11 protein-coding genes and 1 pseudogene are annotated in these 13,935 nt (G+C 29.6%); 8 read left to right on the top strand and 4 right to left on the bottom strand.

The window, feature by feature from the left end; genetic code table 11:
• The first annotated feature begins 293 nt into the window (after positions 1-293).
• From ACQ3F0_RS21050 to mnmM, 4 genes are all read left to right on the top strand, one after another.
• Positions 294-1,103, top strand: a complete 810-nt coding sequence (locus tag ACQ3F0_RS21050) for a CPBP family intramembrane glutamic endopeptidase (protein WP_428867691.1) — start codon at positions 294-296, stop codon at positions 1,101-1,103.
• Between the two features lie 360 nt (positions 1,104-1,463).
• Positions 1,464-3,053, top strand: a complete 1,590-nt coding sequence (locus tag ACQ3F0_RS21045; protein WP_428867690.1) for a peptide chain release factor 3 — start codon at positions 1,464-1,466, stop codon at positions 3,051-3,053.
• A 205-nt stretch (positions 3,054-3,258) separates the two neighbouring features.
• Complete coding sequence (locus ACQ3F0_RS21040; protein ID WP_428867689.1) at positions 3,259-3,705, top strand: 2-thiouracil desulfurase family protein; 447 nt, start codon at positions 3,259-3,261, stop codon at positions 3,703-3,705.
• Positions 3,706-3,772: 67 nt separating this feature from the next.
• A complete protein-coding gene (gene mnmM, locus ACQ3F0_RS21035) occupies positions 3,773-4,336 on the top strand; it encodes a tRNA 5-(aminomethyl)-2-thiouridylate-methyltransferase MnmM (RefSeq protein WP_428867688.1) in 564 nt (187 codons plus the stop codon).
• Between the two features lie 199 nt (positions 4,337-4,535).
• Here the strand turns inward: mnmM and ACQ3F0_RS21030 are convergent, their stop codons facing one another.
• The 3 genes from ACQ3F0_RS21030 to ACQ3F0_RS21020 form a co-directional block, all read right to left on the bottom strand.
• Positions 4,536-5,726 carry an NAD(P)/FAD-dependent oxidoreductase gene (locus ACQ3F0_RS21030; protein WP_428867687.1) on the bottom strand — a complete coding sequence of 397 codons (1,191 nt, stop codon included), beginning with the start codon at positions 5,724-5,726 and terminating at the stop codon, positions 4,536-4,538.
• 79 nt (positions 5,727-5,805) lie between these two features.
• A complete protein-coding gene (locus tag ACQ3F0_RS21025; protein WP_428867686.1) occupies positions 5,806-5,961 on the bottom strand; it encodes a DUF5670 family protein in 156 nt (51 codons plus the stop codon).
• 89 nt (positions 5,962-6,050) lie between these two features.
• The gene (locus tag ACQ3F0_RS21020) at positions 6,051-7,070 is read right to left on the bottom strand and encodes a PTS sugar transporter subunit IIC (protein WP_428867685.1); all 1,020 of its coding nucleotides are present in this window, start codon (positions 7,068-7,070) and stop codon (positions 6,051-6,053) included.
• A gap of 600 nt (positions 7,071-7,670) precedes the next feature.
• On the opposite strand from ACQ3F0_RS21020, the pseudogene larC reads away from it, so the two are divergent.
• The 4 genes and pseudogenes from larC (at position 7,671) to hcp (ending at position 12,798) form a co-directional block, all read left to right on the top strand.
• Positions 7,671-8,983: pseudogene (gene larC / locus ACQ3F0_RS21015) on the top strand (nickel pincer cofactor biosynthesis protein LarC).
• Positions 8,984-9,060: 77 nt separating this feature from the next.
• Positions 9,061-10,056, top strand: coding sequence for a dienelactone hydrolase family protein (locus tag ACQ3F0_RS21010; protein WP_428867684.1), 996 nt, complete (start codon positions 9,061-9,063; stop codon positions 10,054-10,056).
• 50 nt (positions 10,057-10,106) lie between these two features.
• Positions 10,107-11,012, top strand: coding sequence for an AEC family transporter (locus ACQ3F0_RS21005; protein ID WP_428867683.1), 906 nt, complete (start codon positions 10,107-10,109; stop codon positions 11,010-11,012).
• A gap of 145 nt (positions 11,013-11,157) precedes the next feature.
• Positions 11,158-12,798: a hydroxylamine reductase gene (gene hcp, locus ACQ3F0_RS21000; RefSeq protein WP_428867682.1), complete on the top strand. Its 1,641-nt coding sequence runs from the start codon at positions 11,158-11,160 to the stop codon at positions 12,796-12,798.
• Positions 12,799-13,035: 237 nt separating this feature from the next.
• Here hcp and ACQ3F0_RS20995 read toward each other — a convergent pair whose 3' ends face one another.
• Positions 13,036-13,716: a Crp/Fnr family transcriptional regulator gene (locus tag ACQ3F0_RS20995; RefSeq protein WP_428867681.1), complete on the bottom strand. Its 681-nt coding sequence runs from the start codon at positions 13,714-13,716 to the stop codon at positions 13,036-13,038.
• Positions 13,717-13,935 lie beyond the last annotated feature (219 nt).

The raw sequence follows: 13,935 nt of genomic DNA, 5'->3' as shown, positions 1-13,935 counted from the left end.
TCTTCTTCAGTGAAAGTGATTTTACTCATTTAAATTCAACCTCTCTTTCTTCTAAATAAAGTATACAAAAAAATACCTATAGAATAAACACCTTTTCTTAGTGTCCATTCTATAGGTACCATTTTAAAATTGAGTATACCCCTTAATGCTTTTTATTTTAGGCTATGTTTTAAAATAGTGTTTATAGTAAATAAGTAATTCGGAATTAAAATAAAAGACGAAACAGATAATTTTTATTCAAAAAATATGATATAATCATCCATAGATAAATAAAGGAGAAAAGGGGAGATAATATGGAAGAAAAAAAAGAATACTATCCCAATATATTTGGAGCAATATTTCTTTTAGTAATTTTCAATATGTTAACAATTTTATTTAGTAGTATTTTTAATACAGGTCCATTTATTTCTAGCATAACTTTTTTATTGGGTCAATTATCCCAATTAATGGCTTTATGTATTATAGTGTTATGGATTAAATTCAGAAATAAGTTAAGTTTTGAAAATTTGTTTTCATTTAAACTAGTTCCGATTATAGCAGTTATCCCATTTTTATTTTCAATACTAGGATTAAATATAATTTTATCTGAACTAGATAATATAACAAGAGCTATAGTACCGATGTCTGATTTTTGGTTAGAAATAATTGAAGCTATGCAAAATACTGAAAACAGTTTTTGGAGTTCTATAATATCAACTGCAATCTTAGCGCCAATAGTTGAAGAAATACTTTTTAGAGGTCTTATATTAAGAGGATTTTTAAAACATTATTCAGTTACAAAAGCTATTGTACTTTCATCGCTCTTAGTGGCTATAATGTATATGAATCCATGGCAGTTTTTAATCGTATTTACTTTAGGTTTGTTTATGGGATGGTGTTTTATAAAAACTAAGTCAATAACATTTTGTATATTAGTACACATGTTATTTAATTCGTTAGGTTTTATTGTGAAAGATGTATTAAAATTAAAAATTTCTGGTTATTCAACTGGTTTAGATGTAGTAGAATTTCAACCTTTATGGTTTAATTTAATGGGAGTTTTTTTGTTCATAGTAGGAATTATATTACTAAAGGTTATATTTAGAGTTATTGGAAAAGAATGAAGAGATTAATTTTGGTATAATTCAAAAAAAAAACAAGGACTGCTTTCTAAAAAGGAAGCAGTCCTTGTAATAATTTCTGCCTATTGATATAATAGAAATGTTTGATAAAAGCACGGTTTAACACACTTAGGAGGAGATACAAAGGAAAAATGCAAAGAAATCTTAGAAATAATAAATATTGAGAATAATGCGATTAATAAATAAAAAATTGCCTTATAATATATAATAATTAGTTTACAGTTATGATTATGAAAGTAGGAGTTAAAGTATGTAAATTGACAATTAGATTGTTTAACATAAAAATTATAAAGAGTTTCTGATTTAACGAAAGAGACTCTTAGAGAATGAGGAGAGAATAGAGTGGCAGATTTTATAAATGAAATTTCAAAAAGAAGAACATTTGCGATTATATCACACCCTGACGCTGGTAAAACGACACTGACAGAAAAGTTATTGTTATATGGAGGAGCAATTAGAGAAGCAGGTTCCGTTAAAGCAAGAAGAGCATCAAAGCATGCAGTATCTGACTGGATGGAAATAGAAAAGCAAAGAGGAATTTCTGTTACGTCTTCTGTACTTCAATTTAACTATGATGGACACTGTATTAATATTCTTGATACTCCTGGGCACCAAGATTTCAGTGAGGATACTTATAGAACATTAATGGCTGCAGATAGTGCTGTTATGGTAATTGACGGAGCAAAAGGTGTAGAAGCACAAACTAGAAAATTATTCCATGTATGCTCGTTGAGAGAAATTCCTATATTTACTTTTATTAATAAAATGGATAGAGAAACTAGAGATCCTTTTGAATTAATGGGAGATATAGAAGAAGAATTAGGTATAAAATCTTATCCAATGAATTGGCCAATAGGATGTGGTCAGCATTTCAAAGGAGTTTATGATAGGATAAGAAAATCTATTATACTTTTCAATGGCGGGGATCATGGTAAAAGTGAGGTTAAAGTAGTTGAAGGTAATTTAGAAGATGAGAGCATTAGAGAACTAATTGGAGAAGATCTTCATGATCAATTAATGATGGAAATAGAATTATTAGATGAGGCTGGAGAAGAGTTTGATTTAGATAAAGTTAGAGCGGGAGAATTAACACCAGTATTTTTTGGTTCTGCCTTAACAAACTTTGGAGTTGAGCCGTTCTTAAGAGAATTTTTAGAACTTACTCCACCGCCATTATCAAGAAATTCAGATAAAGGTGAAATCAAAGCTTTTGATGAAGGATTTTCTGCTTTTGTATTTAAAATTCAAGCTAATATGAATAAAGCACACAGAGATAGAATAGCATTTATGAGAATATGTTCAGGAAAGTTTGAAAAAGGAATGGATGTATATCATGTTCAACAAAATAAAAAAGTTAAACTAACTCAACCACAACAATTTATGGCACAAGATAGAGAAATAGTGGCAGAAGCTTATGCAGGAGATATTCTAGGAGTATTTGATCCAGGGATATTCAGTATAGGAGACACCTTATGCCCTAGCAACAATAAGTTTATGTTTGAAGGAATACCAACTTTTGCACCAGAACATTTTGCAAAAGTTCGAACAGTAGATACAATGAAAAGAAAACAATTTATGAAAGGCATCAATCAAATTGCTCAAGAAGGGGCTATACAAGTATTTAAACAGATCAATATAGGTATTGAAGAAATAATTGTTGGAGTTGTAGGTGTGCTTCAATTTGAGGTTTTAGAGTATAGATTAAAAAATGAATATAATGTTGATATAAAAATGGAAAGACAGGCATTTAAAAATGTCAGATGGATTGAAAGCTGGGAAAAAGGTATAGAGAAGCTAAGCATAACTTCAGACACAAGAATTGTAAAAGATACAAAAGATAGAGATCTACTTCTATTCACTAATGATTGGGGAATTAGCTGGGCTTTAGATCATAATGAAGGACTTGTATTATCATCAATTGCAAATAATTAATAAATAAAGCTTTCGCTATGGCGAAAGCCTTATTTATTAGTTGTAAGTGTTAAGCTAATAACGAAAGATATTATGTAAGAATAATTTCTACTAATTCATAAGCCGACTTACATCTGAAAACTTATAACTATAAAAAGTGTCTAGTGAGCTCGGAATTAATAGTATAAATCAATAGTATATCAAAATAGAGAGGGGAACGTAATATATGTATTTAGTAAGTGCTTGTTTAGCTGGTGTAAATTGTAGATATAATGGGGAAAATAGTGAAGATAAAAGGGTTAGTGAGCTAGTTAAAAAAGGAAAGGCCATCTCTATATGTCCAGAACTTTTAGCAGGATTACCAATTCCAAGAGCTTGTTGTGAGCTTATTGTAGATAATGATGGTAATGAAAGAATACTTACTCAAGATGGAAGGGATTTCACGGAACAATTTAGAGAGGCTGCGGAAAAAACATTAAAGATAGCAAAAACAATTGGTATAGAAAAAGCAATATTACAATTAAGAAGCCCATCTTGTGGATATGGATTGATTTATGATGGGAATTTTTCAGGTGACTTAAAAGAAGGAAATGGGTTAACAGCTAAATTATTAGCTGAAAATGGCATAAAAGTATATACTGAAAATGATTTGGATAAGTTAGATTTAGAATAGATTCTAATAGTAATATAGGTTGAATTCTAGTATATGAATTTTATGATATAAGAGAGAAGGATATAACATGAACTTATTTAAGAACTCTGTAAATATATCAAAGGATATTTGCAGAAAAACAATAAATAAAGGTGATATTGTTGTAGATGCTACAATGGGAAATGGTAATGATACTGAATTTCTTTCATCATTGGTTGGAGAAAATGGAAAAGTATATGCTTTTGATATACAAAAAGAAGCTGTTGAAAACACAAGAGCTAAACTAGAAGAAAAAAAGTTAATAGACAGAGTTATTCTTATAAATGATGGACATGAAAATATAAAAAAATATATAAATGAACCTGTTAGTTTAGTGCTTTTTAATCTTGGATATCTCCCTAAAGGTGACCATAACATAACTACAAAAGCAAATTCCACATTAGAAGCAGTAAAGAATTCTATGGAATTGTTAAAAAAAGAAGGTTTGATTTTAATTGTAATTTATCACGGACATGATGAAGGAAAGAATGAAAAGAATAGCTTGGACGAATTTTCAAAAACAATATCTCAAAAAGAATTTAATGTAGCTAAGCTAAAATTTATGAATCAGATTAACCAACCACCGGAACTACTTGTCATTGAAAAAAGATAATTAATTAGTAGTGAATTTATCACATTTTATATAAATAATGTGTTTTAAAATGATGATAATAGTAAACGATAGTATGTAATTGAAATAAAAGCGAAGCAGAACAGTTACAAGTGATAAGTTATCACTTGTAACTTATCACTTATTACCATAAATTTCGAACTTGTTCTCAATCTATCAGCAACTTATAACTAAATTATTTTTACATCTGAAAAATATCAGCATCTGGATTATTATCATATAAAATTAAGTCTTTAATGATTTGAGCTCCAATAACACTAAAAGTTGTTCCATTGCTACCAAAACCAAAATTCATATAAGTGTTTGGATATTTTGGATGTTTGCCAATAAAACCAAAGCCATTTTTGATATCTGTAAATATCTCAGACCATGAATATTCAATTTTAGGATTTGGAAGTTGAGGAAACATAGAGTTCAATTTATCTAATAAAATATTAGATTTAGCATCAATTATAAAGTCTTCTCCAAAGGGTTCATTAAGTCCATCTATCAAAACTCTATTATCTATAGTAGATCTAATATATGTATAAGGACTACAACCTTTTCTAATAGAGCATTTCTTTGACCAACCATTAAAACTCTTTAATCTATTAGTTACAATGGAGTGGGATCTACTTAAATTAACCTTGTTCTCCATATCCAAGTATTTAACTGACGAGTAGCCTGCTGCCATGACTATTTTTTTGCAATTTATATATGAACCATTATCTAAGTTTACTCTAACAGAATTTTTGAAATAGTCAAAGGAATATACTGAAGTATTTTCGTATATCTTTGAATTGTCCCTTTGTGAATTTTTTAGTAGTGAATGTGAAAATAATAAGGGATCAAATTGTCCACAATCATATGAATATATTCCACAGGGTGAAGTGAAAGAGAATAGACTTTCAATATCTGATTTCTCTAAAAAACTAACTTTGAAGCCCTGTTCCTTTCTAGTCCTATACTCTTTTCTCATTTTAGATACATTTCCTTGTGAGGAACATAAATATAAGCTATCTTTTCTTTCAAAATCACACAACTGTTTAACATTATAAATAATATTTTCTATATCATCTATAGCTTTTTGACATAATTTATACACTCGTACAGCTTTTTTTTCTCCTATTTTGTTTATTAAACTATGAAGATCCATGTCTGTTTCATATCGTAAAAGACCAGTACTAGCTGAAGTACTTCCATTACCAATTATATTTTTTTCAATTAATACAGCATTTATATTAAATTGAGAAAGATAATATAGTGTTAAACAACCAGTAATTCCTCCGCCAACTATCACAACATCACAGTTAATATTTTGATTTAGAGAAGGATATCTTTTGAAATTTTTATTTATATTATTCCAATAGGTGTTTCCACTTGTTATAACCATAGTATTACTGCTTTATCGCAGTGTTCACTCCTCTCTAATAAAAGAAGATAAACTCATGAAACAAAAGTTCATGAGTAGATTACATAGATTTTCTTTTTCCAAATAAAGCATCAAGTATAAAGATGACAGCAGCTACGATAAGCAAGACATTTATAAGAGCACCGCCTATACTAAAAATTAAACCTATTAGCCATGAAATAACAACAAATCCACCAATCCATCTTAAAATTGTCATATTTATTCCTCCATTTATTTTCTCTTATTAGTATTAGCATAATTCGATAAAATATAAGGAGAAAGGAAACAAGAATTCAATTTTCTTTTTTATAGTTCTAAAGCCATATCACCAAGTTTTATCCAGCCTTTCTTTCTCATCAATTCAGAAATGAGAATTGTAAGTATTGCTGGAGCAACAAATTCTAAAATTATAATTTCAGCAATTAAAATAGTTGAAGGAATTTTACCTTGCATAGCAGTAAATGTACCTATTGGTCCTACAAGACCACTTGTACCCATTCCAGCTCCAATTGCAATATTTTCTAGTTTAAATAGAGTAGTTGCAATTGGTCCTAAAATTGCACCTGCTAATGTTGGAGGAATAAGAATTCTTGGGTTTCTAAAAATATTTGCCACTTGAAGCATTGATGTACCTATACCTTGAGAAAATAATCCAGAGGCTTTATTTTCTCTATAACTAGCTACTGCAAAGCCCACCATTTGTGCACAACAACCCATTGTTGCTGCTCCTGCAGCTAAACCGCTAAGATTAAGAGAGATTGCTATTGCAGCTGAACTGATTGGTGCAGTTAGTGCAATACCCATCAAAGTGGCTACAGCAATACCCATTGGAATAGGTCTTAAAGTAGTTGCTACATTAATTAATTGACCTAAATCAGTCATAAATGTTGAGATACCAGGACCAACAAATTTACCTGCAAGACCACCAGCTATTATGGTTATTGAAGGTACAAGGATAATGTCCATTTTTGTCTTACCAGATATAAGTTCTCCTATTTCAGCACCAAACACTGCTGCAATATATGCACCTACAGGTCCACCTAATGAGTAACCAAATGCACCAGTAGCTGCAGACGAAAACATAGTAAGAGGTGAACATTTTAACCCATAAGCTATCGCTACACCAATTGCAGAACCAACAACAGGAGATTTAGCAGAAACTATGTTTGCAAACTCTTTAATAAATAAAAATCCAGGTATTTTAGAAATTTGAGATAATATAAGTCCAATTATAAGTGATGCAAATAACCCTAGTGCCATAGCGCTCAAAGCATCTAACAAATATCTTTTAAAAGCTTTTCTAAAAAATTCTTTAATATTTTTCATTTTATCACCCTCAATTTTTTATTATACACACAAGTAAAGACAGGTGTATATACATCAAAAGAATTATATCATGGTTTATAGAATTGTTCAATAATAACTATAAATTGCGAAGCAAGTTCGAAATTTATAGTGACAAGTTACAAGTGACAAGTTGTGGATATCTTTCGCAAGCGAAAGCTTTTAACTAAATAAAAGATAAAAAAATTCCTTTTGCATAAGCAAAAGAACATTATTTCAGTTAGCGAAGCTAACAAAGGCTTAATTAAAGATTTACTGCAAGAAAATCAACCTTAACTTGTCACTTTTTTAGTTCGCATTTCATTTCTATTGTGTTCATCAAAATAAAATTAGAATAAATTTAATTGTTGTATTATAATAGTTATGATTGAGCGATTAAGTGGGTAATGTATAAATTTAAATGTACTAATGAAATCCTAGAAGAGAGGGATTAAGTTGTTTCAAAAATTAAGTTTGAGAATGAAACTAATAATATTTTTTATACTAAGTATTATTGTTTTTGGTATTATTATAGGTGAATATAACAACAATAATGGAACAAGTACAAATTTTATTCAGAAAATACAAAAGGGGGATTAATAAATGAAAATATTATATTATGATTGTTTTGCAGGAATAAGTGGAGATATGAATTTAGGAGCAATGATTGATCTTGGAGTTAAAGAAGAATATTTAAAAGAAGAACTTGCTAAATTAAATTTAGATGGAGAGTTTCAAATAGAGGTAAAAAGAGATAGTAGAAAAGGTATAAGTGGAACAAAAGTAGATGTGGTTTTATTAAATCAGCATGAACATCATCACCACAACGAAGAGAATCATTGTTGTGGACACCACGGTGATCATCAATGTTGTAATGAACATAAGCATGTACATATTAATGAAGAGCATGGACATTCACACAGTCATTCACATAGTCATGAACATAGAAATTTAATCCACATAGAAAAAATAATAAATGAAAGTTCTTTAAATAATAATGTAAAAGAATTAAGTAAAAAGATGTTCTTAAAAGTAGCTGAAGCAGAAGCTAAAGTTCATGGTAAAGACTTATATGAAGTGCATTTTCATGAAGTAGGTGCTACAGACTCAATTGTTGACATTATAGGAGCAGCTATTTGTTTAGATTATTTGAAAGTAGATGAAGTAATGGCATCAACAGTTCAAGTAGGAGGGGGATTTGTTAAATGTGCTCACGGACTAATGCCTGTACCAGCTCCAGCAACTGCAGAGATTTTAAAAGGAATTCCAATAACTTCAGGAATTATAAAGTATGAGGCAACTACTCCTACTGGTGCAGCTATTTTAGCCACTACAGTTAAAGAGTTTACTGATTCAAAAGACTTTACTATTGAAAAAACTGGTTATGGAGTTGGAACAATAGATAAAGAAATTCCTAATATTTTGAGAGTATTTTTAGCTAAAAAAAAACTAGTTTAAATATAATTAGCAGTATTGAACAAAATGATTGTCTTTATATGGCAGAATGTAATATAGATGACATGAATCCAGAGTTTTATAGTTTTGTATCACAAAAGTTATTTGACAGTGGTGCTTTAGATGTGTTTAAAGTACCTATTATAATGAAAAAAGAAAGACCGGCTGTTTTGCTTTCTGTGCTGTATAAAAAAGAGGATGAAAAAAACATTGAAAGAATATTATTTACAGAGACAACTACACTGGGGATTAGAAAGCAAGTAGTTGAAAGAAGTAAGTTATATCGTGAATTCAGGAAGGTAAAGACTAATCTTGGAGAAATAAATGTAAAAGTAGCATTTTATGAAGGAAAAGAGATAAAGTATAAAGCAGAGTATGAAGATTGTAAAAAAATTGCTATTGAAAAAGATATGCCAATAAGTAGTGTTTATAAAATTGTTATGCAACATATGGAAAAGTAAAAAATAATACACCTAAGATATGTGCCTCTCATAAAATAAATAATGACAATATAGAGAGAGGTAAAATAACTAATTTTATGAAGATTAATTTTGATTACAATAAAAAAAGAATAAACTATATTGATGGTTATATTTTTAAAGGTAAATTTTATAGATGTGGATATACTAGATTTCCCACTGCTTATGGTAATCCTGCATTAGGTTGTGAAAATGTTCAATTATATGATTTTAGACCTAAAGAAGAAACTAGAGCAAGTGTTATTATTATTCCTGGTCTGGGAAGCAGGAATATAAAATTTTTATTATGGATGGGTACTCATTTAGCTTCAGTAGGCGTTAATTCTACAGTTATAATATTACCAGGTAATTATACTAGAGTTGAACATAATTCAGTAAGTGGAAAAAGTTTTCTATGGCCTGATATGGAAATAATGTTTCAATTCTGGGAAAATGCTGTGGTAGATGTATGTTCAACAATAGATTATTTAGAACAACGAGGCACTTGGAAAAAAAATAATTGTATTGTAGGATACTGTTTAGGTGGTATGATAACATCAATAGTAGCAGCTCTAGATAAACGTGTAAATCAAGCTATATTTATGACCACTGGAGGGCATATGCCGAAGATAATCCATAAATCTAGTTCAACAAAATTCATTAGAGAACTATTTAAAAATGGATATAAGTCTAAGTACTATTTGGAAGATAAAAAAAGGCTATATGATATATATTCAAAACAAATTAGCATAGTTAGGCAAATGTCCTTTATGCAAATAACTAAAAGTCAATTCATACATCCATTGTTCAAAATAGATCCTTTAGCTTATGCACACTTACTTCAAAAGGATAAAGTTACTGTCATAGATGCATTACTAGATGAAACTATTCCTTTAACATCAAGAATTTCTCTTTATAGTGAGATGAAAGGTGCAAAGAGGTATATTATACCTGCAACACATGTGAGTTGGCTCCCTTTTGAAAGATTTTTAGCACAATACATTCTTTTCAAGGTTAATATTAATGATAAAAAAGCTAATAAGTTAGTTATTAAAAAGCAAAAGTTTAGATTTTAAAAAGAATTATGAATGTTATAGAGTGAATCGGAGCTAGGGGGATTTTTACGATGAACGTAGATATTATTAATCAGGTTTTAGTACTTTTTTTTATAATGCTTGTTGGATACTACGGGAAAAAAAGAAATATAATTAATGAAGAAATAAATAAAGGATTATCTCAGATATTATTAAGAATAACATTACCACTACTTATCATTTCATCTTTTAACTTTACATATTCAGATGAGTTGATAGGAAATATAATAATCGTTTTTTTTGTTTCTTTGATAATGCACTTGATGCTGATTGTTCTAGCAAAGGTGCTATTTCCAAAAGTTGAAAAAGATAAAAAAGCTGTTTTGAAATTTATAACGGTTTTTTCTAATTCAGGATTTATGGGTTTTCCAATTTTATTAAGTTTATATGGTAAAATTGCAGTACTTTATGGGTCAATATTTAATATAAATTTTAACTTGTTTATTTGGACTTATGGGCTTATGTTGTATACTGAAAAAAAAGATTTTAAGAATATAAAAAAAGTAATACTTAACCCTGGAATAGTATCAGTTGGTATTGGTATTTTAAGGGTATTATTATCAGTGCAATTTCCATCAGCTATACAAGGAACTCTAGAAATTGTGGGGAATATGACAACACCTATATCTATGATGATTATTGGAGTTATGTTTGCTGACGTAAAGTTAAAGGAAATTATTAGTGATTGGACTCTTTATTATGGTTCATTAATAAGATTAATAGTTGTACCTTTAATAATATTGTTAATTATGAAAAGATTACCTATAGATCCAATTATAATAAAAGTAATGATAATTATTGCAGCAATGCCAGCAGCAGCATTAGGTGCAATTTTCGCGGAAAGTACTGGAAGAGCACCAAAGTATGCATCAAAAGTAGTATTTGTAACAACATTATTCTCAATCATTACGATACCATTGTGGTTAAGTATTATATAAAAAATTGCAAAAAGATTTGCAATTTTTTTATTTGTAACAAATGTTACGGCTTATCTTACCAGTATCTAATATAATTACATTGTAAACAAAATTAAATAAGAAAATAAATAGCCTTTCAAGCTATTATTAAATGGAGGGAATATAAATGAGTATGTTTTGTTATCAATGTCAAGAAGCAGCAGGGTGCACAGGTTGTACAAAAGTAGGGGTTTGTGGTAAATCAGGTGATGTAGCTAATCTTCAAGATTTATTAATCTATACATTAAAAGGCATTGCAATATATAACCAAGAAGCTAGAAAAGTAGATTTAAATGAAGAATACACTAACAGATTTATAACAGAAAGTTTATTTGCAACAATAACTAATGCTAATTTTGATAGAAATGATTTTGTTCCTAGAATAGAAGAAGCTTTAAAATTAAGAGAAAATATTAAAGCTAAATTAGTAGTTGCAGGAGTTACAGTAGATGGAATCACACATGATTCAGCTTTATGGAGTGGAGATGATTCAGAATTTGATGCTAAAGCTGCAACAGTTGGTGTTTTAGCTACTGAAAATGAAGATGTGAGATCATTGAGAGAATTATTAACATATGGATTAAAAGGATTAGCAGCGTATGCTAAGCACGCTTATGTATTAGGAAACAAAGATGAAGGTATTTTTGCATTCACTGAAAAAGCTTTAGTATCCACAACTAAAGAATTAGCTGTGGATGAAATGGTTGGATTAGTTTTAGAATGTGGAAAATATGGTGTTGATGGAATGGCATTACTAGATGCAGCTAATACAGGAGCATATGGAAATCCAGAAATAACTAAAGTAAATATAGGTGTTGGAACTAACCCTGGTATATTAATTAGTGGACATGATTTAAAAGATTTAGAAGAGCTATTAGAGCAAACTCAAGGTACTGGAGTAGATGTTTACACTCACTCAGAAATGTTACCAGCTCACTATTATCCAGCATTCAAGAAATATGATAATTTTGTAGGTAACTATGGAAATGCATGGTGGAAGCAAAAGGAAGAGTTTGAAAGCTTTAATGGACCAATATTAATGACTACAAACTGTATCGTTAAACCAAAAGATAGTTATAAAGATAGAATTTTTACAACTGGTGTTGTAGGATTTGAAGGTGTTAAACATATTGAAAATAGAGTTGAAGGTGGAACAAAAGATTTTTCGGAAATCATTGAACTAGCTAAAACTTGTAAAGCACCTGTTGAAATAGAAAAGGGTGAAATTGTTGGTGGATTCGCCCATAATCAAGTATTAGCATTAGCTGATAAAGTTGTTGAAGCAGTTAAAGCGGGAGCTATCAAACAATTCTTCGTAATGGCTGGGTGTGATGGAAGAGCTAAGAGTAGAAATTACTATACAGATTTTGCAAAAGCACTTCCAAAAGATACTGTAATCTTAACTGCAGGTTGTGCAAAATATAAGTACAACAAATTAGATTTAGGTGATATCGGTGGAATCCCAAGAGTTCTTGATGCGGGACAATGTAACGACTCTTACTCATTAGCAGTTATTGCTATGAAATTACAAGAAGTATTTGGTTTAGATGACATCAATGAGTTGCCAATATCTTACAATATTGCGTGGTATGAGCAAAAAGCTGTTATCGTATTATTAGCGTTGTTACACCTTGGAGTTAAGAATATTCACTTAGGACCAACATTACCTGCATTCTTATCACCAAATGTAGTTAATGTATTAGTAGAAAACTTTGGAATCGGTGGAATTTCAAATGTTGAAGATGATATGAAAATGTTCTTAGGATAATATTAAATTAATTCACAATTAAGGAAACCTTTCGTAAGCGAAAGCTAAAAATTATATAAAAGATAAAAGAACTAAGTTCTCGAAACTTAGTTCTTTATTTATTTACTTTTGTTAAGCAAAAGGACCTTATTCCTGTTAAAAAAGCTAACTGAGGCTTAATTAAAGATTTTCTGAAAGAGAATCATGCTAAGAGTCGGCTTAAGAATTAGTAGAAGTTATTCTTCAACGATCTCTTTCCTAATTTATTAACAGGTCTTCTAAATCGTCAATTGAATTAATTGTGATAGTGTTTTTATCAAAGGCTATATAACCTTCCTCTCTCATCTTAATAAGTTCTCTAGAAAGTGAAGGTCTTGTAATTCCAAAGTGTTCGGCTAGCTCTTTCTTAGATATTCTTAATTCTATTACAGGATTTTGATGCACTTCATATTCTTCTAAAAGAAAGCTTACTATTTTTCCACGAATAGTCTCATAAGATAGATTTTTAAGTTTATTACTAAGTATAAGAATTTTATTGGATAATGTTGACATAAATTCACTTAAAAACTCATCATGTTCTTTGCATAGTTTAATAATATCAGTTTTAGAGATAAATAAAACTTTTGAATCAGTGGTAGATACTACTGCTGAAGGATAAACATGTTTACTTGAGAATATAATTACTTCACCAAAAACTCCCCCCTCATGCAATCTATTAATAGCTACCGTTTTCCCAGAAGGAAAACATTTTTGAACCTCTACAGAACCGTTGATTACTATACCTATACCACCGATAGGATCTCCCTCCATTGCAATATATTGATTCTTATTATATTGTTCAATTTTATAATTAAGGCCAGAAATTATACCCTCTAGTTCTTCATTTTGAAATTCTTCGAATAAAGAGCATTTAGTTAATGCTTCAATAAAGTTTTTCATAAACCCTTAACTCCCTTCGCTTTCAATACATAATTTATAGTGCACAGTGTACGGTAATGAATGATTTTCTACGAAAATATTTGAATTAACAAAAGATAAAAGACTTAACGAACTTATCATCTTCCATGATAAGGAGTGATTAATTATGTTTCGTTAAAGAGTTTTTTATTTTAATGTAAAGCTTTCGTGCCAACGAAAGGTATCCATAACTGTGCACTG

It is taken from the genome of Clostridium sediminicola (assembly GCF_050402865.1).
Lineage (GTDB): Bacteria > Bacillota > Clostridia > Clostridiales > Clostridiaceae > Clostridium_AF > Clostridium_AF sediminicola.
This window is presented reverse-complemented; position numbering and strand designations above follow the sequence as displayed.

What these genes read in the sequence shown, in the direction of transcription:
- ACQ3F0_RS21025 (WP_428867686.1), bottom strand. Translation starts at nt 5,961, where the DNA reads ATGACAATTTTAAGATGGATTGGTGGATTTGTTGTTATTTCATGGCTA.
- ACQ3F0_RS21005 (WP_428867683.1), top strand. Translation starts at nt 10,107, where the DNA reads ATGAACGTAGATATTATTAATCAGGTTTTAGTACTTTTTTTTATAATG.
- hcp (WP_428867682.1), top strand. Translation starts at nt 11,158, where the DNA reads ATGAGTATGTTTTGTTATCAATGTCAAGAAGCAGCAGGGTGCACAGGT.
- ACQ3F0_RS20995 (WP_428867681.1), bottom strand. Translation starts at nt 13,716, where the DNA reads ATGAAAAACTTTATTGAAGCATTAACTAAATGCTCTTTATTCGAAGAA.
- ACQ3F0_RS21030 (WP_428867687.1), bottom strand. Translation starts at nt 5,726, where the DNA reads ATGGTTATAACAAGTGGAAACACCTATTGGAATAATATAAATAAAAAT.
- mnmM (WP_428867688.1), top strand. Translation starts at nt 3,773, where the DNA reads ATGAACTTATTTAAGAACTCTGTAAATATATCAAAGGATATTTGCAGA.
- ACQ3F0_RS21050 (WP_428867691.1), top strand. Translation starts at nt 294, where the DNA reads ATGGAAGAAAAAAAAGAATACTATCCCAATATATTTGGAGCAATATTT.
- ACQ3F0_RS21020 (WP_428867685.1), bottom strand. Translation starts at nt 7,070, where the DNA reads ATGAAAAATATTAAAGAATTTTTTAGAAAAGCTTTTAAAAGATATTTG.
- ACQ3F0_RS21010 (WP_428867684.1), top strand. Translation starts at nt 9,061, where the DNA reads ATGAAGATTAATTTTGATTACAATAAAAAAAGAATAAACTATATTGAT.
- ACQ3F0_RS21040 (WP_428867689.1), top strand. Translation starts at nt 3,259, where the DNA reads ATGTATTTAGTAAGTGCTTGTTTAGCTGGTGTAAATTGTAGATATAAT.